Here is a 24,873-nt window from a genome sequence, read left to right as displayed (position 1 = left end):
ATTTCTCTATTATAATCTAAATGTGGCGCGCTTAATAAGATTTCGCATTTTCTCTTGCTAAAAACCTTAATTTAGTTTGTTTTTAAAATTATATGTTCCAAACACATTCATTTGTGCAAGGGAAACGGCCTCCATTGCATTATTTGCTCACGCATCGAATGCAGCACACGCTTATAATAGTAATCCTGATGCGGGACAAAGTCCCCTTTCCTCACAGTTATAGAGCCGGGGATTCTTACGCCATTGCCGACCTGGAATCCTTCTGCCTCAGAGAGTTCCTTTCCGCCAAACCACAGTTCATAAAAGTCTTCCAGGGCAATCCGGTAAATACCCGTAACCTCCTCTGGCTGCAGGCTGAACTCCTCTAATGAATGATTGCTGTAATAAAGGAACACATGGGCCAATTCCTTGTCGATAAAATTTTCTTTTTCCGCGATATAATCAATGACGCCCAGTGGCACCAGGTCAGCAAAATCAACATGAATCCCCAGTTCTTCCTCCACTTCCCGTATGCCGTCCATGACAGATTCATGGCTTAAGAGATGGCCAGCGGCAGTTATGTCCAAAAGGCCAGGATAATCCTTCTTCTCATTGCTGCGGTATTGAAAGTAAATATAAACCTGATCTTTTTCCCTGCTGACAAACCAGCAATGGAATGTTTCGTGCCAACAGCCTCTTTTATGGACCTCATCACGAGATGCCACACCGATTTGTTTTCTGTTTTCATCAAAAATACTCAGAAGTTCTGTCTCCAATTAAATGGCCTCCTTGATTATATAGCTATTGAAAATTTCATGCGGGTCTGCGTGATATAAATTCCGATACCTCGTAATTTTCTCCTGCTCTGCATAATGCCTTACCATTTTATAAGCAAATGAATAGCCGGCAAATACCGGGATGCCCATCTCTTTATTGCCAAAACAGATTTTGCTTTTTAAAACGTCGTCTGCTGTATTCAGATTTTGCCGGGCAATTTCTATATACTTCTGCTCGATTTCCTCAGTAAATTCTTTCTTCCACCAGCGTTTATCCTTATAAAGTGAAAGACTGAAATACTCAGCGCTCCCCTCCATTTTATACCAATCCGCAAGGGTAAAGGTTTCCAATGTAAGATTGTAGATCGGATTTTCAGGGGAGGCATGGTGGAGCTCATGGGCAAGCATATATTTTAAATAGTCGGGGTCAGGGTGAGGCGGAATAGCAAGAATGATGGTATCTGGACCTATTGTGTAGCCATTTGTCCACAGTGATTGATCGAAGTTTTGAAACCATGGGAACGGAAGTGCAGGCACGATTGTTATGGTTAGGCTTTCGAAGTGAAGATGCCTCTCAGCTTCTTTGCACGTTTCTTCAACGATTGCTTCTATTTCCTTAGGATATCAGCTGTATTTAAGAGCCTCTGCTTCTGGCAAAGCTGAAAATTTAAAGAGCTGAAATCTTTTGGCCAGCTGTTCCCAATCCTGCATCCACGATTTCCTTCCGATCAAGGGACTGATCTGAGATTGAAGGAAGCCCTTTATGCTGAGCCTTTTTACAATTAGTTCTTCAGGTGTAATTTGATTGAGGGTGTATTTCATAGAAATTCCTCCTTATTAATTAGAGGTGAGCAGAAGGGATGATATTCCTTCTAGATTCACTGCATATTCGATCATTTTATCAGCTCCCTTTTATATCAGAAAGACCCATTCAAAAATCCTCCTACCCCTTTAATACAATAAATTTTCGACAAAAATGCTGGAAAAGCCTGTACATTTTTTTGAAAAATTCAAACGGGTCATTTTTCATTTTCTCTTTAATCTATTAAAATAATGATAACAACTTGGTTAAAGGTGGCCTGCGGATGCTGGAATTGCTGATTACGATGCTGGAGCGGCTTGGAATCATTGTCACCATTGCGCTGATTCTGACAAGGTTCCGCTTTTTCAGAGAGATGATTTATGGCGAAAGATTAAAACGGCAGCAGGAGTATAAAGCCATTCTTTTTTTCGGTTTTTTTGGCATCATTGGAACGTATTCCGGGCTGGCCTTCAATACGGACACACTGCAGTTTAACCGCTGGGCATCCGAGCTTGCTTCAGATGAAGCCATTGCCAATTCCAGGGTGATCGGGGTCGTGCTCGCGGGATTGCTTGGCGGCCCTAAAGTAGGAATTGGCGCAGGGCTTATAGCAGGATTCCACCGATTTACACTTGGCGGCTTTACCGGGATTGCCTGCGGGCTGGCGTCCATAGTGGCAGGGTTGCTTGCCGGCTTTTTCCGCCGAAAAAATGAACATGTGAAGCTATCCTCAGCCTTCTTTATTGGTGCTACGGCAGAAGCTGTGCAGATGCTGATTATTCTTGGAATTTCACGTCCTATAGAAAAAGCGATTGCGCTTGTCGAAATGATTGGGATTCCCATGATTATAGCAAATGGACTTGGCAGTGCCCTATTTTTGCTGATCATAAAAAATGTTATTAACGAAGAAGAAAAAGCAGGTGCTTTTCATGCACAGAAAACGCTTAGGATCGCTGACCAGACGCTTGCCCATCTTCGGGAAGGCATTAATCATACGTCCGCTCTGGCAGTCTGCCTGATACTGCATAAGGAACTTCAGATGAAAGCAGTTGCAATCACCAATCACACCGAAATCCTTGCACATGTCGGCCTGGGAAATGACCACCACCGTTCAGGAAGCCCGATCCAGACCCAGATCACACGGGATGTCATTCAGCACGGGGAAATTGTGGTTGCCAATGACCAGACCATTCACTGCCGGCAGGAAAACTACCCTCTTGGCGCAGCCATTGTCGCTCCTTTAAAGCTTCGCGGCGAAACGATCGGAACTCTGAAATTTTACTTCACTTCTGAAAAAGAAATGACTAATCTCGTGATGGAGCTGATCTCAGGGCTAAGTGTACTGCTCAGCAATCAGCTTGAGATCGCAGAGGCTGATAAAGCCTACCAGCTGGCAAAAGAAGCTGAAATTAAAGCGCTGCAAGCGCAAATATCACCGCACTTTTTATTTAATTCATTAAATACGATTATCTCCCTTGTGCGGATTGAGCCTGCCCAGGCACGGAAATTGCTCGTATCCTTATCACATTTTCTGCGGCAAAACCTGACGGCCACGACAGTCAGCTGCACGAGCCTTGAACAGGAGCTCAGACATGTAAAGGCCTATCTGTCAATTGAAGAAACCCGGTTTGTGGATCGACTCGAAGTCATATACGACATTGATGAGGATGCTCTTTTGGAAAGAATTCCGCCGCTCACACTGCAGCCGATTGTGGAAAATGCCGTTAAGCATGGGATTAAGAACAAGGAACAGAACTGTATCATTATGATCAAAATTCAGAAACAGGACGGAATGACGATAGTAAAAGTGAAGGATAATGGACAGGGAATGAGCCGGGAAAGAGCCGAACAGCTCGGCAAGGAAACCCTGCAGTCAGAATCGGGCTCCGGACTTGCATTGTACAATGTAAACCGCCGGCTGACTATGATGTTTGGTGAGGAAGCTTCGCTGCAAATTTCCAGTACACCAGGCATCGGCACTGACATTCAATTCGCCATTCCGCAAACGGAGGAAAAAACTGATGGAAAAAACGATCCGAACCTTAATCGCTGATGACGAACGATACAGCAGAGATGAATTAAAGCATTTACTCGAGGAATTTCCTGCTATCCAGGTTGTCGGCGAAGCTGAATCGGGCGAAGCGGCCGTAATGAAAGCCATCCAGCTTCAGCCGGACGTCGTTTTCCTTGATGTGGAGATGCCCAAAATGAACGGGATGGAAGCTGCCCAATCTCTGCAGGAACTGAAAAAAGTGCCGCTCATCATCTTTGCAACTGCCTACCCGCAGTTTGCTGCTGAAGCCTTCCGCTATGAAGCAACTGATTATTTACTGAAGCCATACGACGAGGAACAGCTGGAACAGACCATCAGGCGCGTGGAAAAATTGATTGGCGCAAAAAAGGAAAGTGACATCAGCAAGCCGGCCGGTAAGCTGGCTGTTGAAGAGGATGGAGAAATTCTATACCTCGAGCCAAAAGAAATCCTTTATATCTACCGGGATGAAAAAGTATCCAGGATCATAACCAGGACCGGGGAGCATGAAACCAAAACCCCGCTTAAAGATTTGGAAAGCCGGCTGCTTCCCTTTTCTTTTTTCAGAATTCACAAAAGTTACCTGGTGAATCTGGATTACGTAACACGACTCACTCCCTGGTTCAACGGTGCATACCAGCTAGAGATGGATGGCCGGGAGGAACTTCTGTCTGTTAGCAGGAATTATGTGAAGGCACTGCGGGTACGATTGGAATTGTGAAAAGCATCGGGAACGGTGCTTTTTGTGTTTTGCGGGGGTTCAAGTTTGAGGTGATTGCGCTTTGCTTGGCGGGGATTGCGCCGAGCTGGATGAGGATTGCGCTTTCCCGCTAGGTTTTGAGCCGTTATTATCATTAATTGCTCTTTCCTTGAGTGGAATTGCGCTGCTTCAATGCTTAATTCCGCATTCAGCGATTTTTTGCACAAAATACCAGTTTAACTGCGCTCCCCTGCCCGGCTCCCGAATATAATGAATTTTCTATACACTCCCACCCTTCGATGCATGTTAATCCCCCATCACTGCATTTTAATCGTTGTTTTTTACATGTTGGACACAAATTGTTCATATATCCTCCACTTCTTATATAATTTATGTAAACGCATTCATAAAGGGGGATAATGATGATTACTTTTTTAGTCTGTATTGCACTTTTAATTATTGGTTATTTTACGTACGGCAAGTTTGTTGAAAAAGTATTCGGTGTGAAGGAGGCACGGACGACTCCGGCCTACACACATGCTGACGGTGTGGACTATATCGCTATGAGCACACCAAAGAACTCGTTGATTCAGCTCTTGAATATTGCTGGTACTGGTCCGATTTTCGGCCCGATTATGGGAGCACTTTACGGTCCTGTAGCCTTTATCTGGATCGTGGTCGGCTGTATTTTTGCCGGTGCCGTTCATGATTATTTAACAGGAATGATTTCAATCCGCAACCGCGGCGCGCATTTGCCTGAGCTTGCGAGCAAGTTCCTCGGGAAAGTCATGAAGCATGTTGTGAACGCTTTCGCTGTTCTTCTTCTGTTATTGGTTGGTACAGTGTTTGTTACAACTCCGGCTGATCTGCTTTATGTGGTAATGGATCAGAAAATCTCACTAACTCTAATCATTGCTGCAATTTTCATTTATTATATTTTGGCGACTTTGCTGCCTGTTGATAAAATCATCGGACGCCTTTATCCGTACTTTGGTGCCTTGCTTCTGATCAGTGCTTTTGGTGTTGGAATTGGTTTAGTTGCAACCGGAGCTGATATTCCGGAAATTTCTCTGGAGAATTTCCATCCGGCTAACGCACCTATTTTCCCATTGCTGTTTTTCACGATCACTTGCGGTGCACTTTCCGGTTTCCATGCAACACAGACACCGATTATTTCCCGTACAACTCAGAATGAAAACCAGGGACGTAAAATCTTCTATGGCATGATGATTGCAGAAGGTGTCATCGCCATGATCTGGGCTGCTGCTGCAATGAGCTTATTCGATGGCTATAACGGATTAAGTGATTTCCTTGCTAACGGAGGTCCTGGTGCAGTTGTCAGCGAAGCTTCCACAATGATGCTTGGGGCAATCGGCGGAACGCTTGCCATTCTTGGTGTAGTTGTACTTCCAATCACTTCCGGAGATACGGCTTTCCGAAGTGCACGTATGATTATTGCTGACTATATTAACTTCTCACAGAAGAAAATTTCCAGCCGTTTGTGGATCGCTATCCCATTGTTTGCTCTTTCTTTGGCACTTACGCAAATCGACTTTAACATCCTATGGAGATACTTCAGCTGGGCTAACCAATCAACTGCGGTTATTGCGCTGTTTGTCGGTGCGATGTATTTGTACATTGCGAAAAAAAACTACTGGATTTCCCTTATCCCGGGTACATTCATGCTGTTAATGGTCTTAACTTATATCTTTAACGCACAAATCGGGTTCGGTTTATCGATGAATGCTTCCTGGATTGGCGGAGCCATTGGTACTGTCATTCTTGTGGCACTGTTCTTCTCCGCTGCTAAAAAGGCCCGGGCGAATAACCTGCCGCTTGAAGAAGATATTTCTGGCTGGAAGAAATCCGCATAATGGGCTGCTGCAGTTCAAACTACCGTGAAACGGTAAATGAGGAAGAGAATAAAGTAAATGAAAAAGGCAAAGATTCTCTTCCTCTTCCTGCCAAATTGATTTTTGGTTTAATATTTGTAATCGGGTTATTCTTCTATTTAACTTAGCAAAGGTGCACGTACACGCGTGCACTTTTCCATTTAACCAAAGGAGGCACAATAAAATGAGATTATTAGTTGTCGGAGCCGGCGCCATTGGCGGCTATTTTGGCGGAAGGCTTTTGGAAAAAGGCGAGGATGTTACTTTTCTGGTAAGAGAAAAAAGAAAGCAGCAGCTTGAGAAATACGGGCTTCTGGCGGAAAGTGTGCATGGAGATATGACGTTCCCTGAGCCGAAAACGATTCAGGCCGGGGAAAAGGCAGATGCATTCGATGTCATCCTGCTCTCTACAAAAGCCTATCATCTTGAGGGAGCCATAGAGGATATACGTCCATACACAGGCGATAGTACCTTGATTCTTCCTCTCTTAAATGGAATTGCCCACATGGATAAATTGACAGCTGCTTTTGGGGCAGCGAACGTTCTTGGCGGCCTTTGCTTTATTGAAACCACTCTCAGTGAAAATGGGAAAGTGATACAAACCAGCCCGGTCCATGACTTTGTATTTGGGGAACGATCTGGTGAAAAAACGGAGCGGATCCTGAAGCTTTATGAGGCTTTTTCAGGTACAAAAGCAAACTTCCGCCTCTCCGAAAATATTGAACAGGAGATGTGGCATAAGTATCTTTTTATCTCCACACTTTCTGGCGTCACCTCCCTATTCCGGTCTCCAATTGGCCCGATCAGAGATCAAACATTCGGATTGAGTTCGGTAAAAGAAGTTTTGAAAGAAGCATCTGCCATAATGAGGGGCTTGGATGCACCGCTCGCTGTCGGGATTGAAGATGCTCAGGTTCAAAAAATAAAAGAAATGAGCTATGAAATGAAGTCCTCCCTGCAGCGCGATATGGAAAAACAGCAGGCAATCGAAGCTGATCATTTCTTTGGTTATTTGCTGAAAAAAGCAGAGCTGCTGGATTTGGATGCTCCTGTTATCGGTACGATTTATGCTAACTTAAAAGTTTATGAAAAAAATAGTCTTTAAACAAAAATCCGAGCAGGACTCCCTGCTCGGATTTTTAGTCTATTATTTCGTGCTGCTGTTCGTATTATAGAAGAATTTCGCCGTGATGGACCCATCGGCATTTTCTTTAATATCTGTTACATGGATTCCGGAATCAGCTGGCGTTGAGCTATAGCCCTTCCAGAAGTAGTAAGAACCAGTGTGAACATTTCCGGATACAGGTGTGATTTTCCCTCCGGTTTTGAAGAAATCGCCTCCATCACCGCGGTTTAGATTTTTCTCCAGGTCATACTTTCCATCTGCTTGAAGAACAGATAAGCCGTAGTGTGTTACGACTGTACCATCACTTGCTGTTTCAGATTGGTTGTACTGGAAGCGTTTGTTCATCCAATTTTCCACGTTGTTTGGACGGAAGCCAGCAGTCTGGTACAGGTTGATGATGTTCTCATCTACGTGCCATGCCATTAACCCTTTAGAATCTGCCCCCTGGCGAATTAAGCCTTTGTTAAAGCCATCCTGCTGAACGTTTTCAAATAGGAAGTATTCAGTGCCATTAGAGCCCGGCACTTCCATTTTGACGATGCCGTTATCAGCAGTTGCTTTATTGATCGCCGGAAGCGTGATTTCTTGCACGCCCTCTTCAGGCTTCACTTCAATTGGATTTACCCATCCTAAGAATATCTTAGAGAACGGATCAAAGTGCGTTGGAGAGTTTCCGGCATATGCAGCAGCATCCGGATAGCGCATCCAAGAGCCGCCTGCCATCATCGAGTAGTTTCCTACACCTTCAGAGCTGTAAACCGTATCATAGAAATCAGGCAATCCTAGCGCATGTCCAAATTCATGGGCGTAAACCCCGGTTTGTGCAGGGAATGGACCCGTTTTTGCTTCTTCTTTGTAGGTATTAGTAGCTGCATCGAAACCGGCAACGTTTCCGCCGATGCCTGGCTGAATGTTGTAGTTATTGACTACTACTCCGTCATAGGTCATATCTTCTGCAACTGTTTTATTAATCCATTCATTTTGAGACATGCCAGCATGTACATCTGCAGGTTTGCCAGTTTCATAGTATTTCCCATAATATAAAGCACTTAGCAGGCTCCACTTATGTGACCAGAACTGTGCCGGGTCACGGCTGAATTCAGCTCCTGTGCCTTCATGGATGACGAAAATGTTAGGCACTTCCCCATTCTCGGCATACTTTGAGAAATCAACCTGCTCGTCTGCCGATTTCAGCAAGTCGCGGATGAATTCGCCTGTATGGGCATCCCCATTCACATTGCCATTAACGTATGTACCATTTTCAGCATATTTACCTTCCTGATCCAAGTAGTATGAAGCACCTTTAGGCATCTCTACCCATACAAATTTGGTGTTTTCCTTGCGGACCAGGTTGGTTTTTCCATAGCTGGATTCTTTATAAGCGTTTTGCATCGTGCGATCTTTTGGAACATTCTCACCATCATATTTCTGGAATTGAGGAAGCTCATAAGGATTATACTCTGTTCCAAAAATTAAATCCTCATAATACTCAGCTGGAACTTGTCCAGGCATATCACCGACCGGCTCATCCCCATCCGGATACTTTGCGAGAAGAACCAGAACTGGTATATCCCCCGTTGCTTCCTTATACGCAACATGATTGTCACCAGGCTGCTGGAATTTTGCACCTGCCTTGGCTGCTTTCTCAGCCGGATCCACTTTTGACAGATCGATTCCCAATTCCTTCGCCTTTGCCGCAAGCTCCGGCGACGCACCTACATGATGGGCAAGACTGATTTGATGCTTACTTTCCTGCTTGGCCTGAGTATCTGCCGGTCCCGCTCCTGCAAAAACGGCACTTCCTGCTAAAGCAAGGGATAAAGCTGAAGTTGATAGAACTTTTAACAAATGACTCACTCCCCTATAATCTATTTCTGTAATCTAAATAGTATAGAATATTCAGTATTTTCTAAATAGGAATAAGGGATGGTTTGATAGGATTTCTCGTGGTCCAAAAGACTTATTTTTCTGAAAAGTTACAGGTATAAAGATAATTACTCTGTGAAATTTCCTTTAACTGTTTAATGATTTATAATAGAGGGATCTGTAAATAAAGGAGACTCTAACATGACTCATATAGAAGACAATGAACGAAAAAAAATCAGCCTTAAAGAAGCAATGAAACAGCAGCTTTTGAATAAGAAACAAGAGCAGGCTGGCGGAAAGTTCAATAATACTCCGGTTAAAACGGCGAAAGCAATGAAAAGCCAGCAGACAAAGAAGACCAATAATCAGCGGAAACGGACAGGTGTGTAATGGAAGGGCAGAATCGCGCTGCCATTGCGCATGGATTAAAAGTAAAAATTGTTCTTAAAAAGGATCAGCGGACAGGTGTGCTGACAGAAGGAATCGTGAAAGACATTTTAACAAAGTCACCTTCTCATCCGCACGGTATAAAAGTGAGACTCGAAGATGGTCAGGTTGGCCGCGTAAAACAAATATTACGTTAATAGGGACAGATCCCTTTCACTAGAATTGCATATACTGGGAGGAGACTATTGGTTACACTGATCAAGCCTTTACTGGTAAATATTACAATACTTTTTTCGTTTACGTTTAACGGGAATTTGTTTTTTCCATATCAGACAAAGACCCCTCTTACCCTTAAACAAAAATTGATTTACGGACTTCTTGGTTCATTCGGAGCACTTTTGTGCATGTTTTATCCCATTGAAACACTGGGGGAAACCCATTTTGATTTGCGCATGGTCGCCATCATGATCGTGACGCTCTATACGGGATGGCTTCCCGGATCTATAGTGATGCTAAGTACCGTCATTACCCGCTATTTGATAGGTGGCCAGTTTATTTATATTGGGATTTTGGTTTCCATTCTGGCATTTGTGATTACCCTTTCTCTAAGACGAGTGTTTCTTAATTCCAGCCATCGGGTGGTGACTGGTTCATTCATTCTGTTCTTTTATTTTTACTTATATATATCCATCATTGCTACCGCCGTCATTTTTCTGGATACATTCTTTTACCTGACTTACTTCGCGGCATTTTACCTGACATTTATTGCCCTTATCTTTGTAATCGAAAACCTTTTCAGAACGAATAAACAGATCAGTGAAATGATGTATATGGATAAGCTGACAATGGTCGGCCAGCTGGCAGCTTCTATCGCACATGAAATCAGAAATCCTTTATCCACTGTGAGGGGCTTCATTCAATATTTGAGCCAGGATACAGCGGATGAGAGCTTAAAAAAGTTTTCCCCGCTCATTATTGAAGAATTGGATCGTACAAATAGCATTATTACGAACTATTTAAAAGTATCAAAGCCCGAGCAGTTCCATCTGGCTAATGTCCCCCTGCATGACGTGATTCAGGATTGCGTACTGCTCATGAGGCCGCTTGCTTCTTATTCCAATGTGGTGATTGAGTACGCGGATAAAGGACCATTTTATGTGCAGGGAGATGAACACCACCTAAAACAGGCCATCATGAATGTGATCAAGAATGGAATAGAATCAGTTCCTGAAAAAGGAAGGATTCATATTTTCACCTCTGCTGATTATTTTCATAACACGGTTGAAATAACCATTGCAGATAACGGCCGGGGCATGACATCAGAGCAATTAGAGAATATCGGATTGCCTTTTTATACAACAAAGACCAAGGGCACAGGCCTTGGCAGCATGGTTACGAACAAAATCATTCGAGAAATGCACGGAACGATTGAATATGAAAGCGATATTGGCAAGGGAACGGCAGTGAAAATCATACTGCCCCTGCTTAAGAGTGAATAAAAAAAGAGTGCCTGTGTGCACTCTTTTGCTGTATTGTCTTTTAGCCAATCCGTCCCTGAACGGCAGGCTGGTATTTTCTCATCGGGCCTTTGGCCAGAACATCACGCATATAGAAATCTCCGGCAGGATTTGTTTGTTTCAGCAGTTCTAAGAGGTATGTAATATCATCCATGGCCCTATGCGTCTGGCTTTCTGCAATCTGGTGGGACTGAAGGAGCGTCAGCAGCTTGCTGTCTGTAAAACCGTATTCCTTCCATGGGACACTTCTCATCGTGCAATACCATTTTAATTCGTTGATGTCTTTTGGATACATCCGGTATAAAAAGCTGCGGTCAAAGGATGCATTATGAGCAAAAACGGAATCGGCATGAAAGAAGTATTTTTTTATTTCAATGTCATCAAAGCATTTTCCGCTGACAGCTTCATAAGAAATCCCGTGGACCCTGAAAGCACGGCTGTAATTGTTTTTGGCTGATTTGCTGATGGGCTCCCGCAGGAATGCAGCTTTATCCTTAATATCAAGGATCTCCCCTGTATCCGAACGGTACGAAAACAGCTTTAATGCCAGTTCGATGATTTCATCGGAATTTGGTCCAAGGCCTGTTGTCTCCACATCCAGCAGCAATCCCATCTTTTCCTGGTTTCTCATGGCCAGCCTCCTCTATTCATTTTAAATTAAGCATATAATAGAGGAGTGCTGAATGCCAGCGGAACCGCTCCTAGATCTTTTTATCGTTCTTTAAGCGGTCCACATAGTCGGCATGGTAATTCTGATGCATATATTCCCGGTTTTTCATGGAATAGAAATATCCTGTGGAAAGTGACAGAAATGCAAACAAAAAACCTACCCCAAAGCCGAAGGTATGGTAGCCCATGACAATGCTGACAACAGTAGTCAGCATAAGTGCAAGCAATATATAAAATAAAATATTTTTACTTTTCAAGGATGTTCCTCCCCTTATTTCAAGAAACTTTCTTAATTATTATACCAAATTCGAAACAAAACTGCGGTTTTCTCCGTAAGAATAGTAAGGAGGTTTTTACCATGATCGGACTTGTCATTACACAGATTGCAGTGATTGCGCTATTCCTGATTCTCGGATGGGCTGTGAGATTCAAAAAGGCTTACTGGCTCATTTCCGGATTTGCATCGCGGCCCGATGAAGAAAAGGAAAAATTAATAGAAAACAAATATCCGCAAAAAATCGGCAGCCTGCTCTTCGGCACCGCTATCGGAATGCTGATGCTTGTGCCTCTATCGTTTACCGAATTCAGATTTGGAACCGAAGCGCAATTCGGCTTCATGCTGTTCGTATTGCTTGGCGGACTCATCTACTTATCCAGATATGAAGTGCCGGCCAAAAGAAAACGTAGTTATGTAATCGCCATCATCCTCTCCATCGTAACGCTTGGACCTCTCGTTTATCTAACCGTCTCCAGTCAGAAATGCTATGAAATGGCAGTAGCAGCGGATTCATTTGAAATCTCCGGGATGTACGGAAATGAATGGACTTATGAAGATATTAAGTCCGTGCAATTATTGGAGGTGATGCCTGAAGTAACCTGGAGACAAAATGGCATCGGCCTCCCTACCCTTTCACAGGGTCATTTTAAAGTGACTGGTTATGGCAGCAGCCTATTATTCATCCAAAAAGACCATATGCCCATTTTGTACATTGAGCTTAAAGATGAGCAGATATTTGTTAACAGCAAAGATGCCGCCGAGACTCAGAGCTGGTATGACGAGCTCAAAAAAGAAGCGGAGTAACAAATGAAGCCGCCTGTGTACATTCCGGTGGCTTTTAGTTGAAGGTTTATAAAATTCATTCCATAATTGGATTAACATAGTAAAAATGGGAGGTGCCTTAAAAAGTGTCATATTTTCTTCTAATCATTGGATTTGCCCTTTTGATAGCAGGGGCAAACTTTTTTGTGGATGGCGCTTCAAAAATTGCCGGATTTCTTAAGATTTCTCCTCTGCTGGTCGGGCTGACAATAGTTGCGTTTGGAACAAGTTCGCCTGAAGCCACAGTCAGCATTCTGGCAGCCCTGGATGGCAGTGCAGATGTGGCTATTGGAAATGTCGTGGGCAGTAATATTTTTAACATCACATTGGTTGTCGGTATTACCGCAATGATTTTCCCCCTGAAAGTGGAAAGCACAACCATCCGCAAGGAGATCCCATTCACATTGCTTGCCACTGTAGCACTTATGGTTTTCATTAGCGATACATATCTGAACTCTATTGGCAGCAATGTGGTTTCACGCAGTGATGGTCTCGTTTTGCTTCTGATTTTTGCTGTATTTATGTACTATTTATTTGAAGTGGCCCGGGAAAGCCGAAGCAGTACAAAGGCTGATCCTATTAAAACAAGCGCAGGCCAATGGACGAAGCAAAGCCTTTTGACGATTGCCGGACTGGCTGCCATTATCTTTGGGGGTGACTTGGTCGTCAGAAGCAGTACAGAGATTGCTTACTCTTTGGGAATGAGTGAGACATTGGTCGGCTTAACGATTGTTGCCATCGGGACTTCTCTGCCTGAACTGGTGACCTCAGTCGCCGCAGCCATAAAAAAAGAGAGTGAGATAGCTCTTGGAAATATTGTAGGGAGCAACATCTTCAACATCCTGTTTGTCCTCGGAGCTTCAGCTGCCATATCGCCGCTTCCTGTAGACCCAAAAATATTCATCGATATTACGATTCTAATTTTAATCACCTTTGTGCTACTCATCTTCTCAAGAAGCCATTATACCGTAGGAAAATATGAGGGCAGCTTTCTTGCAGCCTCTTACATTATGTATTTGATTTATATCATTATGCGTAATTAATGCCAGCGCCGGTCCGATTGGGCCGGCGTTTCTTTTTAAGCGGAAGTTGTTTCTGAAAAATACTTCTGCTTCCCTGGCTTCAGCAGCTGCCAGCAGACATGAAGTGAAAGGATTAAATTCAGGCCTGCTAAAATAACAATCGTATAGCGAAGCGGAAACAGATCTCCGAGAACCCCGATTCCAAAGAGCAGTATAATCTGCGCCAAGCTTTGGATGACACCGATCACACTGGTCATTCTGCCCATGATTTCCACAGGCACATTATTCTGATAAAAGGTTTGGTATCCCGCACTTGAGAAAGCATTAAAAATGCCGAGTACAGTAAATCCAATGACTACCATCATAAAGGAGTTTGCCAAGGCATAAATCAGATAACCGGCAGCTGTCAAAAGCATGCCAAAGCCCATGAGCTGTTTGATGCTAAGCATTTTTGAAACGATGGTGATAAAGAGAGCTCCCAGCGCAAAGCCAATCCCGCTGATGCTGACAAGGAAACTATAATCCGCTTCTGTCAGCCCCACAACATCCTGGATAAAAACAACCTCCTGAGAATCCATTGCGAGCGAGAACAAGCCGAATGCCAGGAAACACCCGTAGACAGAAATGATAAAAACCTCTTTCCTGCCAAACGTGATGACCTTCTTCCAATCATACCGGAGCGTTTCATAGGCAGATGTTTGTACCGAAGGGTACTTTAAATCTTTATCCATATCCGGAAGCACCCAGATGATGACAGCTGAAAAGACAAAGGAAGCCGCATTTAAAAAGATGGCTGTTTCGATGGTTCCAATCAGAAATAATCCGCCTGCGATGGCTGGCCCCACGATAAAAGCGCCTGAAGTAACAAGACTGTTGATGGAGTTGAACCTTTTTCTGCTTTCAATCGGAACCAGCTTGGCTATATACGTTGCAGAAGCCGGCATAAATAGAGCCTTCGCCATACTGATTAGAAAGAGGACTGCATAAAGGAAGCCAATGCTTCCCAGAAATGGTATCAGAGCTACCCCCATGGCCCTGGCCATGTCCGTCCAAATCATAATGCTCTTTTTATTTTTCCGATCTATCAGGCCTCCGCTCCATGAATTGGTTAAAACGGAAGTGACTGGACCTATGATCCATAATCCTGCAACAGCAGCAGCTGATCCGGTCATGTCATAGACAATCAAATTAATAGCAATCAGGTAAATAAAATCTCCCAGTCTGGATATTCCAATCCCTGTCAGCAGGAAGGACGCCATTTTCCAATTAAATGGTTTCATAGATCACCTTAATACATTTAGATTTTTCCAATTATGAGCATATCAAAAAAATGCACAGAATCGGGACATTTTCTTTTCATTTGCCATTCCCTTTATTTAATTTAATTCCCTTCCAATCAGATTGGCTGATACCGGCTTTAGATTCATCTCTCTTGCCCAGACAGACAGCTGGCCGATATGATGGATTTCATGGGCAATGGCATGGTTCAGGATGTCCCCCTTTTTGTATTGCCCCTCCTCCATCCATGGCGGTGTAACCATTTCATTGAATGGAACAGGCCATTCCTCCTTAAAAAAGCTTTCTAATTCCCTGCGGTATTCTTCAGATAGTGCCATTACTTTTTTCAATTCATCATAGTCCGAAAACAGGGGGTCTTTCACTTCCTTGCCCTGAATAACACAAATCCAGCTGTATTCTACATCCACGATATGGAAAAGGGTTTCCAGAATGCCCCCTGCTCCTCCGGTCCGATTGGCATTCAGCTCTTCGGCTGAAAGCTGGCGGCACCATTCAAACCACTCATCACGCACTTGCCAGTTATAGCGAAATAATGTCAGCAAAATCTCTTACCTCCTTGTTCAGTTACCTATGGAATTTCGTCAGCATATGGGAATTTCCTGCAAATTTCTTTTTCAGCCGCATAATTACTTCCAATGTATTTAATCCTAAAGGAAGCGGCAACAGAAGAAAGGGGATTGTATGTGAAGAAGAACTTAATGGTTTTCTATATATCGGTGGGCATATTATTATTGCTTGTTTTATTCGGTGTTTTTGTCCCGGATTCGCTGGAGAGTGTGACAGCAAATGTACAGGCTTTTATCACAGATAAATTCGGCTGGTATTATTTAATACTTGTTTCGTTTATTGTCATTGTTTGTTTATATTTTTTAATCAGCCCTTTAGGAAGAATCAAGCTTGGGAAGCAGGATGATAAACCGGAATTTTCCCGCCCTACGTGGTTTGCCATGCTGTTCAGCGCTGGTATGGGGATCGGGCTGGTTTTCTGGGGTGCAGCTGAGCCGATTTATCACTATGCGGTCGGGTCCCCGACAGGCGGAGAAGTAGGGACGGACCAGGCCATTAGGAATGCCATGAGGTATACTTACTTCCATTGGGGAATCCATGCCTGGGCGATTTATGGCATTGTGGCTCTTGTGCTGGCATACTTCAACTTCCGCCATGGGGAACCTGGTTTAATAAGTGCCACTTTGAAGCCGATTTTAGGGGAACATACTCAGAAAGCTGCAGGGAAGATCATCGATATTCTTTCAGTGGTTGCGACTGTGATTGGTGTAGCTACGACACTGGGATTTGGAGCTGTGCAGATTAACGGCGGGCTGTCCTATCTTTTTGGCATACCGGTCAGTATTACTGTCCAGTTCATTATTGTGGTAATTGTTACGGTTCTTTTCATGATATCCGCCTGGTCCGGACTTGGTAAGGGCATCAAAATCCTGAGCAATGCCAATATGATTTTAGCAGCGGTTCTATTTCTGCTCACTTTTTTCCTGGGACCTTCATTGTTCATCCTTAACCTGTTCACCAATACTCTTGGGTCCTATCTGCAGAATTTACCTGGCATGAGTCTTAGAATTGCGCCGTTAAATCCAGAGGTCAGGGAATGGATTAATGGCTGGACGATTTTTTACTGGGCCTGGTGGATTGCCTGGGCACCCTTCGTGGGGATTTTCATCGCCCGCGTTTCAAAAGGGAGAACCATACGGGAATTTGTTTTCGGCGTACTCCTTGTGCCCTCTCTGATAGGCTTCATATGGTTTGCAACATTTGGCGGAACTGCAATGCTCCAAGAGCATAACGGTGTTGCCAAAATTTCCGAATTGGCTACTGAGGAAGCATTGTTTGGTGTGTTTTCGAACTTTCCGATGGGAGCTGTCCTTTCGGTCATTGCCATCTTACTCATTTGTACATTTTTTATTACCTCTGCAGACTCCGGCACATATGTATTAGGAATGATGACAACAAATGGTTCGCACCATCCTGGCAATAAGATAAAAATGGTTTGGGGTATATTGCTTGCTGCCATTTCATTGGTCCTGCTCTATTCCGGAGGGCTGCAAGCGCTGCAGAATACGATGATTGCAGCAGCTCTTCCTTTTTCCGTTATCATGGCTTTAATGACCTTCAGTCTGATCAAGGCACTGCAGAAAGAAGCGAAGGAGCTGGGGATTGGGAGAATTCCGAAGAGGAAGTCTTAATAGAAAACCTGCAGATCTAGCGTCTGCAGGTTTTCCTAATGTTTATTTTACGGGAATCCAGATCTTTGAATAATAATCCGGACTGGACGCATCCCCGGCAGAATAGACTTCCAGCTCTGGCGCAGCGGCATGTTCATAGCCGCTGGATGGAAACCATTCCGAGAAGATTTTTTTCCAGGTCTTTTGCATGGCATGCGGCATGGCGCCATGAACTTCGAACACCGCCCATTTGGAGGCAGGGACTTCCAGGCACTCTAAGCTGTCAGGCTTATCGCCTTTGAAGCTTGCCCCGATCCAGTAGTCCATGCTGTCAGGCTTCGCGCTGCGTTTATCGACACATACGCCGAGAATCCCTTTAATTTCGCCATTATTCAGCATGAATAGCTTGTCAGCGGTCCCGTTACTATTTACCTCATCCCACATTTTCGGGATGCCGGCCAGATTCTCTTCATTGCACAATGAGAACTCCCTATTGATTCCTGCTACTTGAAAAGCTTCTTTTTCGACAATTGCATATTGCATTGGTTCTGCCCCTTTCAGACTCACCTGGATCACCAGGCGGTTATATGATTTCAGCTTTCCGGAAAAGTTTCTTGCTTCAGTCGGGGTCATGCCATGCTGCCTGCGGAAAGCTTTGGTAAAAGCTTCGGGAGTGTCATAGCCGTATTTATAGGCGAGATCAATCACTTTGCGGTCTGTTAGGACCAGGTCCTGTGCGGCGAGGGTTAATCTCCTTCCCCGGATATATTCGCCGACCGGCATATCTGTCAAAATGGCAAATGTACGCTGAAAATGAAATACGGACGAGTTCGCTGCCTCCGCAGCTTTCCCAATGGAAAGATCATCTTCCAGCAAGTGCTCTTCTATATAATCAATCGCCTTCTGCAGCGATACGATCCATGACATTACTGATCACTCCCTTGATTTCATCCTACCTTTTTCTCTTTTTGCCTTCCTGTCATTTTTTGCTTTGTTTTGGCAGGTGGATATTAAAGAATTATTATTAAAGGAGGGGAATACCTGCATATTGGGGAAATTTTGTTGCGGCTGCTGGCGGGAAGAGTTAATCAGGAAAATACCGGCCAAAATTTAAGATTTTTCGGCCGAACTCAACGATGGCCGAACATTTTTCCGTTTATCGGTCACTTCATCAGCTTTATCGGTCATATTTTTAATTTATCGGTTACTATTCGATTTTATCGGTCAGTTTCTCCAATATTTCGGTCAGTTTCCAGCTATATCGGTCAGTCCTTAATCTATCAGGGAATCAGAAAAAAAGCCAGCCGCCCGATAGCGGGCAGCTGGCTTCAATTTTATATGGCACGCCCCCAATGACGGTGCATGGCAATGCTATTAATTAAATTCTCGCTTGCGGATGCTTCGCCGCTTTTGATTTCGACGATTCCCATATCGGAAAGAGTTTGGGATTGCCCCATCAGGTTTAAAGCTTCTGCAGGCAGCAGTTCGGCTCCTTCACCGCCAAAAGCAATGGTTTTAAAATGCTTGTAGGCTTCGCTGACGAATTCCTTTGCATGCGGCATCATTTTCAGAGCTTTGGCACTTTCTTTTCCTCCTGCCACATAGATGGCGTCATACATAACGGAGTGTGAAGTCAGAAATGTTTTCATAACTTCCAGTTCTCCGCCGTCTCCTTTGATCATACCCAGGTTTTTGCTGACAATTTCAGGCATAATCCCAGCACCTTTCAAGGCTTCCATTACGGTTTTGACTTCAGTATAGCTGAAGCCATTATCAGCAAGGATGGCGACTTTTCGGGTCTTAGGTGATTTGGCTGTGTTCATTTGGCTTAATGCTGGTGAAGAGAGCGTCACTTTCGATTCATTCGCAGCATCCGGCACGATTGCTCCAACTCCTAGGGCAATTTGCTCGGCCAGGAAATGATCCACATTGCTGAACATGTCGACAACCTGCTGCTTCACTTCTTTGTTCTGAACCTTTCCGACTTCAAAGCGGAATGCCTCGATCATATGCTGTTTTTCCACTTCAGACATGCTGTTCCAGAACATTTTCGCCTGGCTGTAATGGTCCTTGAAGCTGTCGCTGCGCTCGCGAACTTTGCGTCCTTCGACTTTTTCCTGATAATGAACATAGCCGCCCTCATCTGCTGTGGCAGGACTTGGATCATTATTCTGCATAGAGTTTTTATGATAAGCAACCGGCCCTTTATTAATCGTCATGCGATGGTATCCGTCATACTGATTATTATGGAACGGACAAACAGGACGATTGATTGGGATCTCATGGAAGTTCGGCCCTCCCAGGCGGATCAGCTGGGTGTCTGTATAAGAAAATAATCGTCCCTGCAGCAGCGGGTCGTTAGAAAAATCAATGCCGGGTACGACATGGCCCGGATGGAAGGCAGCCTGCTCCGTTTCTGCAAATACATTATCCTGATTGCGGTTCAGCGTCATTTTTCCAATGATCTTAACCGGGACCATTTCCTCAGGCCACAGCTTTGTCGCATCCAGAATATCAAAATCAAAGGAGAATTCATCTTCTTCATCAATCATCTGAACACCAAGCTCAAATTCAGGGTAATCCCCCATTTCGATGGCTTCCCAAAGATCACGGCGGTGGAAATCCGGATCCTTTCCGGCAAGTTTTTGGGCTTCGTCAAAGACAAGTGAATGCGTTCCGAGAACAGGCTTCCAGTGGAATTTTACAAAGCGCGCCTTGCCCTGCTCGTTCACAAATCGGAACGTATGAACACCAAAGCCCTCCATCATGCGGAAGCTGCGCGGAATGGCACGGTCTGACATCGTCCACATAATCATATGGGCTGTTTCAGTATTGTTGGCTGCAAAATCCCAGAATGTGTCATGGGCAGTTGAGGCCTGCGGCATTTCGTTATGCGGCTCCGGCTTGAATGAATGAACGAGATCAGGGAATTTGATGGCATCCTGGATGAAGAATACCGGAATATTATTGCCGACTAAGTCGTAGTTGCCCTCTTCGGTATAAAACTTTGTCGCGAAGCCGCGGGCATCACGTACAGAGTCTGCCGAGCCTCGGGAACCGGCAACAGTCGAGAAACGGACAAAGACCGGGGTTTTGACGGATGGATCCTGCAGAAACTTTGCCTTGGTATAGTCTGCCATGGATTCATACACCTGGAAGTAGCCATGTGCACCAAAACCGCGGGCATGGACAACCCTTTCAGGAATGCGCTCATGGTCAAAGTGCGTCATTTTTTCCCTGAAGTGAAAGTCCTCCATCAAAGTCGGGCCTCGGGAACCGGCTTTTAACGAATGCTCATCCTCTGAAACCTTGACTCCCTGATTGGTCGTCAGCTTCTTGCCTGTGTTATCCATGCGGAACTCCTCAAGCTGCTTGTCCTTACTGTGCTCATTTACGCCTTTGTTTTGCGGATCTTGTTTCAAATGGTCATCCTCCTTATATAAAGAAGCAATTGCTTCTTGGCTACGATGTAAACTATGTATCTATATGTTGGAATACCCCAGAATTAAGGCTGTAAACGGCAAAATAAAAGAAAGCAGCTAAAAACCGCTTTCCTCTCAGGCATGTGGGCTAATCTCTGTTTTAGGCTGATCTGTGTCTCTCAGCAGCTTGATAAAGGTCCTTTTTTGCAGATGATACAGGATTAGTACCAGAATACTGCCTCCGCATGCAGCCAGCAGGAGCCAGACAGGAAATTTTTCGAGTAAAAACCCAAAAAAGATAAAGCCGAGTGGTGTCATGGCACTTGCCCCTGTTTCAAGGAGTGACATCACCCTCCCCCGATAGGCATCAGGCGTGCCTTTTTGCAGCAGAACCATTACTGGAATGTTGATTACCATGATAACTGAAGATAGCAGCAGGACCATGCCTATTAAATAAGGAAACATGATGCTGTTTGAAATGCCCATTAAGCCGGGAAAATTCGGGAGGCCAAGCAGAGCTATGATAAGGGACATGGCCATTACGCCCCCAAAAATGGTCACTTCTTTTCTCTTTACCTCGGGACGGGCAGATAGAACGACCGACATTATCAGCATACCGACGGAAAAGGCTCCTTCAATGATGCCCAGCTGGAGTGAACTCATTTCCCGCACAGTCAGAACCAGATAAGGCATGGCGACGGGAAAAACCGCAAACCAAAAATTCAGCCAGATGCTAATAATAATGAGCTGTCTTATAAACGGCTGATTTTTCACATATGAAACACCCATTTTCAGATCGTAGATCATCCCATTTTCTCCTGGTTTTTCTTTTTTCTCTGCAAATAGATTGTATTGAATAAGTAAGCTGGTGATGCCGGAGACTGTGAAGGCGATGACGTTGATAAGCATGAAGACTGATAGATGAAAGATGCCAAAGAAGACGCCCCCTAGAACGGGCCCCAGGATGGCGGATGATGAAGCTGCGGCCTGATTGAGTGACATCGCTTTTTGCAGAGTATCAGGACCGACCATGTTGTAAATCGCTGAAGTGACTGCCGCTGAATAAAAGGTATTCAAAATGCTTAAAACGGCTGTGGCTGTGTAAAGGAGCCAGATTTCCTGTGTGACCAAAAGATAGAGCAGCAAAATGGCGATAAGCCAGACTGCACAGGCAAAATCGGAAATAATGATGATTTTTTTGCGGTCCCATCTGTCACTGAGTGCGCCCGCAACAGGGGAAAGCAGGATTCTTGGCAGTGCACTAAGAATGAGGGTTATGGCAAAATTCAGGCTGGACCCTGTTTCTGCAAGGATATATAAGCCAATGGCAAAGCCGTAAATGGACGAACCGAGCACCGCTGTCAATTTCCCTGCCAGAAACAGTGTTAAATTTCTTTTAATCTGTGCTTCCATCTATTCTTCCTCCTCGGAATCAAGCAATTTGAAGCTGCAGGAAACCTCATAAGAATTGCGCTTTAGAGCTCCCTTTACGCTCTTTTCCATGTATTTAACCATCAAATCATAAAAATCGTCCTGAAATCCCTTTAATTCTTCTTCTGTGAGAGAGATGTTTATTCCCATGGTGCTGCAGCTTTCTCCTTTCTCCTGTCCGCTTTCTTTCAAGTTGAATTGGGTCGCTTTTGAACGGTAATACTTTTCGATAATTCCCCTGTTTTCTTTCGTCTCCTCAATCTCGAGTATTCCGCCTTTATAAAGCTGCTGAATATGGTAATGAATGCTTCCCGCAGACTTCCCAAGCTCTTCGGCAACCTGTTTGGCTGTCATGGGACTTTTAGCGAGAAGATATATAATTTTAATCCTTAACGGGCTGGATATCAGCTTCTGCTGTTCAAGATTGATCTCCATCGTTTTCTTGATTAAATCCAAGTTAGTTCACCCTTTCTAATTCATACATTCTAATTTTATTATACGTTCTAAAAAATTAGAATGATACATTTTTTTAAAATAAATAAAAATACAAATCCGTTATAACAGTTTATCTTTTTACAGGAATTCTTTGTCCCGCCCTCCACAATTTCGTATTTTCTGACAATATTATATAAAAAAAGCAAATGAGTATTGTCATAAATAGTAAAACAATATAGAATTTTCTTATAACCTCACAAAGAGGCAGGTGAAACGGTGGAAATCACAAAGCATTTTTTCTTTAATCTATCGCTCTTGATCGTCATCTTGTTTATTGTGCTGGTATGGGCAGAAAAGAGCTCTAAATTCAGGTTTTCCAAAGGCTGCTCATTTATATGGCTTTTGTTTATGATCTGGATATGCTTTCAATTTTCCTATCAGCCAAGCCCGCATTACTTTTTTGATTTACGATTAATACCTGTCATCATCGGCGGTTTATATGCGGGTATTGGCCCCGTATTGGCCGGGTCTGTAATTTTGATGAGAAGTTTTTATGGAATAGAACCTGGGTTTTATTCTAATATTCTTTTATATTTGCCCCTTGGAATTATTCTTTGGAGGCTCTATCCCTGGTTTTGGAAGCAGGTGCCGCGAAAAAGGATTCGCCTTTCAATTATCGTTACCCTGATTTTAAGTGTGCTGACTGTTGTGGTTATGGAATTATCGGTGCCCCCTCAGAATCGGTTTGATGCCTGGTTTGCCTACCTGGTGATTCCGCCATTAGGCGTCTTCATGATTTCATATGTATTTGAGTTTGCCAAAAGAAATCTGGATATACGTGAAAATCTCGTCCGGGCAGAAAAACTTGAAGCTGTCGAGCAAATGGGAGCAGCCATCTCACATGAAATTCGCAATCCGCTGACGGCTGCAATCGGATTTGTTCAGCTCTTGCAGGAACAGCGGCTGCCGCCACGAAAAAGGGTTGAGTATTTGGGCATCGTAAAAGCCGAATTGGAATCGGCTGAGCAGGTCATTCAAAATTATTTAACCTTTTCCAAGCCATCCTTAGATAAGATCGAAGAAATTAATGTAAAAAAAGAACTGATGCAAGTTATGAATATATTAAAACCGACCGCCAACCAGAATTCCGTAGAGATCAATGCCCATTTTGCCCTTCTCGGATCGATTAAAGGTGATCGGCAGAAATTCCACCAATGCTTTTTGAATGTGATAAAAAATTCAATTGAAGCCATGCCGCGCGGCGGGCAATTATACATAGAAACGCACTATAGCAGCAGCCAGATCACGATCGAAATAAAAGACACCGGTGTCGGTATGACGTCCGATCAGCTTCAGCGTTTAGGCGAACCCTACTATTCCACCAAAGGCTCCAAAGGGACCGGCCTCGGAATGATGGTCGTGTTCAGTATTGTAAGGGCCATGGATGGCAATGTTCGCGTCAAAAGCGAAGTCGGTAAAGGCACCATTTTCAGCTTTACTTTTCCGAACTTTAAATCGGAGATACATAATGAATGAAAAAAACAGCAGCGGCATCCTGCTGTTTTTTTACTGGCTTAATATGATTTTATCCGCTTCACCTCAAGATGCTTCGTGCAGTTATACAGCTCACATTCCCACTGGCTTTCTTTGATCAAAAGCTTTGTGACGGATGTGTTTTTCAGCGGGGAGGACAGATCTGTCTGCGGCACCAGTTCTCTTAACAGATGGCGGATGAAGGAGCCGTGGCTTACGATCAGCACGTTTTCGCCCGGGTGCTTATCTGTAATTTCCTGCAGGAATTCAAGTCCTCTATTAATGATGCTTTCTTTCGGCTCAAAACCGAGGTCCATTTCCCACCAGTCTTTGCCCCATTTTTCAAGACGCTCTGCTTCGGTTGTACCTTCAATCATCCCGCCGCCGACTTCTCTTATTCGGGGATCGAGGTAAAGGGGGATGGAACTGATTTTCTCCTGGATGGCTTCTGCAGTCTGCTTTGCCCTTATGAGATTACTTGAGTAAATCACATCCCAGCTTTCTTCGCCAAGCCGTTCTGCCAGGCGTGCTGCCTCAGCCAACCCTTCCCTATGGAGAGGGATATCCGAGCTGCCCTGTGCCCGTCCCTCCTTATTCCAGGCTGTAATCCCGTGTCTGATCAATCCAATTTTTGTCATCTGTACACACGTCCTTTCTTTTCATTTGATTGTTATTTTATAAAAATAGTCGAATCTCTTATCTAATTAAA

Annotated in this window: 24 protein-coding genes; 11 read left to right on the top strand and 13 right to left on the bottom strand. The window is 44.2% G+C overall.

Translation table 11 applies throughout. The features are described 5' to 3' along the window. Positions 1-107: 107 nt before the first annotated feature. Genes JI665_RS17630 through JI665_RS28660 form a run of 3 tightly spaced genes read right to left on the bottom strand, consistent with a single transcriptional unit; the run spans position 108 to position 1,577 of the window. On the bottom strand, positions 108-755 hold the full coding sequence (locus JI665_RS17630) for an NUDIX hydrolase (protein ID WP_206841717.1): 648 nt from the start codon (positions 753-755) through the stop codon (positions 108-110). Then, positions 756-1,358, bottom strand: coding sequence for a DUF2268 domain-containing putative Zn-dependent protease (locus tag JI665_RS17625; protein WP_312886249.1), 603 nt, complete (start codon positions 1,356-1,358; stop codon positions 756-758). Between the two features lie 21 nt (positions 1,359-1,379). Continuing rightward, the gene (locus JI665_RS28660; RefSeq protein ID WP_244671241.1) at positions 1,380-1,577 is read right to left on the bottom strand and encodes a hypothetical protein; all 198 of its coding nucleotides are present in this window, start codon (positions 1,575-1,577) and stop codon (positions 1,380-1,382) included. Between the two features lie 263 nt (positions 1,578-1,840). Here JI665_RS28660 and JI665_RS17620 point away from each other — a divergent pair, with 263 nt between their 5' ends. From JI665_RS17620 to JI665_RS17605, 4 genes are all read left to right on the top strand, one after another. Then, the gene (locus JI665_RS17620; protein WP_206841714.1) at positions 1,841-3,610 is read left to right on the top strand and encodes a sensor histidine kinase; all 1,770 of its coding nucleotides are present in this window, start codon (positions 1,841-1,843) and stop codon (positions 3,608-3,610) included. Next, entirely contained in the window at positions 3,579-4,310 is a 732-nt protein-coding gene (locus JI665_RS17615; protein ID WP_206841712.1) for a LytR/AlgR family response regulator transcription factor, read from the top strand. Before JI665_RS17620 ends, JI665_RS17615 begins: the two co-directional genes overlap by 32 nt. Before the next feature lie 401 nt (positions 4,311-4,711). After that, positions 4,712-6,163, top strand: a complete 1,452-nt coding sequence (locus tag JI665_RS17610) for a carbon starvation CstA family protein (RefSeq protein ID WP_206841709.1) — start codon at positions 4,712-4,714, stop codon at positions 6,161-6,163. A 202-nt stretch (positions 6,164-6,365) separates the two neighbouring features. After that, a complete protein-coding gene (locus tag JI665_RS17605) occupies positions 6,366-7,286 on the top strand; it encodes a ketopantoate reductase family protein (RefSeq protein ID WP_206841705.1) in 921 nt (306 codons plus the stop codon). Between the two features lie 42 nt (positions 7,287-7,328). Here the strand turns inward: JI665_RS17605 and JI665_RS17600 are convergent, their stop codons facing one another. Further along, positions 7,329-9,164 (bottom strand): M6 family metalloprotease domain-containing protein, encoded by a 1,836-nt coding sequence (locus JI665_RS17600; RefSeq protein WP_312886237.1) that lies wholly within the window; start codon positions 9,162-9,164, stop codon positions 7,329-7,331. Positions 9,165-9,374: 210 nt separating this feature from the next. Here JI665_RS17600 and JI665_RS17595 point away from each other — a divergent pair, with 210 nt between their 5' ends. From JI665_RS17595 to JI665_RS17585, 3 genes are read left to right on the top strand one after another with little or no spacing between them, the layout of a single operon-like run. After that, the gene (locus JI665_RS17595) at positions 9,375-9,563 is read left to right on the top strand and encodes a hypothetical protein (protein ID WP_206841697.1); all 189 of its coding nucleotides are present in this window, start codon (positions 9,375-9,377) and stop codon (positions 9,561-9,563) included. Next, a complete protein-coding gene (locus JI665_RS17590; protein WP_206841694.1) occupies positions 9,563-9,757 on the top strand; it encodes a YwbE family protein in 195 nt (64 codons plus the stop codon). The genes JI665_RS17595 and JI665_RS17590 overlap by 1 nt, the downstream gene beginning before the upstream one ends. 48 nt (positions 9,758-9,805) lie before the next feature. After that, positions 9,806-11,059: an ATP-binding protein gene (locus JI665_RS17585; protein WP_206841691.1), complete on the top strand. Its 1,254-nt coding sequence runs from the start codon at positions 9,806-9,808 to the stop codon at positions 11,057-11,059. 40 nt (positions 11,060-11,099) lie between these two features. Here the strand turns inward: JI665_RS17585 and JI665_RS17580 are convergent, their stop codons facing one another. Continuing rightward, on the bottom strand, positions 11,100-11,708 hold the full coding sequence (locus tag JI665_RS17580; protein WP_206841669.1) for an exonuclease domain-containing protein: 609 nt from the start codon (positions 11,706-11,708) through the stop codon (positions 11,100-11,102). Between the two features lie 70 nt (positions 11,709-11,778). Further along, on the bottom strand, positions 11,779-12,003 hold the full coding sequence (locus JI665_RS17575) for a hypothetical protein (protein WP_206841659.1): 225 nt from the start codon (positions 12,001-12,003) through the stop codon (positions 11,779-11,781). Between the two features lie 101 nt (positions 12,004-12,104). Here JI665_RS17575 and JI665_RS17570 point away from each other — a divergent pair, with 101 nt between their 5' ends. Beyond that, positions 12,105-12,827 (top strand): DUF3784 domain-containing protein, encoded by a 723-nt coding sequence (locus tag JI665_RS17570; RefSeq protein WP_206841657.1) that lies wholly within the window; start codon positions 12,105-12,107, stop codon positions 12,825-12,827. A gap of 104 nt (positions 12,828-12,931) precedes the next feature. Next, positions 12,932-13,888: a calcium/sodium antiporter gene (locus JI665_RS17565; RefSeq protein WP_206841654.1), complete on the top strand. Its 957-nt coding sequence runs from the start codon at positions 12,932-12,934 to the stop codon at positions 13,886-13,888. Positions 13,889-13,923: 35 nt separating this feature from the next. Here the strand turns inward: JI665_RS17565 and JI665_RS17560 are convergent, their stop codons facing one another. Together JI665_RS17560 and JI665_RS17555 are read right to left on the bottom strand one after the other, a co-directional pair. Then, positions 13,924-15,147: an MFS transporter gene (locus tag JI665_RS17560; protein ID WP_206841638.1), complete on the bottom strand. Its 1,224-nt coding sequence runs from the start codon at positions 15,145-15,147 to the stop codon at positions 13,924-13,926. Positions 15,148-15,243: 96 nt separating this feature from the next. Continuing rightward, complete coding sequence (locus JI665_RS17555) at positions 15,244-15,708, bottom strand: DinB family protein (protein WP_206841623.1); 465 nt, start codon at positions 15,706-15,708, stop codon at positions 15,244-15,246. A 141-nt stretch (positions 15,709-15,849) separates the two neighbouring features. Between JI665_RS17555 and JI665_RS17550 the strand changes: the two genes are divergently transcribed. Further along, positions 15,850-17,364 carry a glycine betaine uptake BCCT transporter gene (locus tag JI665_RS17550; RefSeq protein ID WP_206841620.1) on the top strand — a complete coding sequence of 505 codons (1,515 nt, stop codon included), beginning with the start codon at positions 15,850-15,852 and terminating at the stop codon, positions 17,362-17,364. Between the two features lie 42 nt (positions 17,365-17,406). Here JI665_RS17550 and JI665_RS17545 read toward each other — a convergent pair whose 3' ends face one another. The 4 genes from JI665_RS17545 to JI665_RS17530 all read right to left on the bottom strand — a co-directional run bounded on the left by JI665_RS17545 (position 17,407) and on the right by JI665_RS17530 (position 22,652). Beyond that, positions 17,407-18,270: an AraC family transcriptional regulator gene (locus tag JI665_RS17545; RefSeq protein ID WP_206841617.1), complete on the bottom strand. Its 864-nt coding sequence runs from the start codon at positions 18,268-18,270 to the stop codon at positions 17,407-17,409. A 407-nt stretch (positions 18,271-18,677) separates the two neighbouring features. Further along, positions 18,678-20,765, bottom strand: coding sequence for a catalase (locus JI665_RS17540; RefSeq protein WP_206841613.1), 2,088 nt, complete (start codon positions 20,763-20,765; stop codon positions 18,678-18,680). A 135-nt stretch (positions 20,766-20,900) separates the two neighbouring features. Next, complete coding sequence (locus tag JI665_RS17535) at positions 20,901-22,178, bottom strand: MFS transporter (protein WP_206841611.1); 1,278 nt, start codon at positions 22,176-22,178, stop codon at positions 20,901-20,903. Continuing rightward, positions 22,179-22,652 carry an ArsR/SmtB family transcription factor gene (locus tag JI665_RS17530; protein WP_242069088.1) on the bottom strand — a complete coding sequence of 158 codons (474 nt, stop codon included), beginning with the start codon at positions 22,650-22,652 and terminating at the stop codon, positions 22,179-22,181. A 255-nt stretch (positions 22,653-22,907) separates the two neighbouring features. Between JI665_RS17530 and JI665_RS17525 the strand changes: the two genes are divergently transcribed. Further along, positions 22,908-24,167 carry a sensor histidine kinase gene (locus JI665_RS17525; protein WP_206841608.1) on the top strand — a complete coding sequence of 420 codons (1,260 nt, stop codon included), beginning with the start codon at positions 22,908-22,910 and terminating at the stop codon, positions 24,165-24,167. A gap of 38 nt (positions 24,168-24,205) precedes the next feature. Here the strand turns inward: JI665_RS17525 and JI665_RS17520 are convergent, their stop codons facing one another. Beyond that, positions 24,206-24,802: a histidine phosphatase family protein gene (locus tag JI665_RS17520; protein ID WP_206841605.1), complete on the bottom strand. Its 597-nt coding sequence runs from the start codon at positions 24,800-24,802 to the stop codon at positions 24,206-24,208. Positions 24,803-24,873: the final 71 nt, after the last annotated feature.

The sequence above is a fragment of the Bacillus sp. NTK034 genome (assembly GCF_017303275.1).
Lineage (GTDB): Bacteria > Bacillota > Bacilli > Bacillales > Cytobacillaceae > Cytobacillus.
This window is presented reverse-complemented; position numbering and strand designations above follow the sequence as displayed.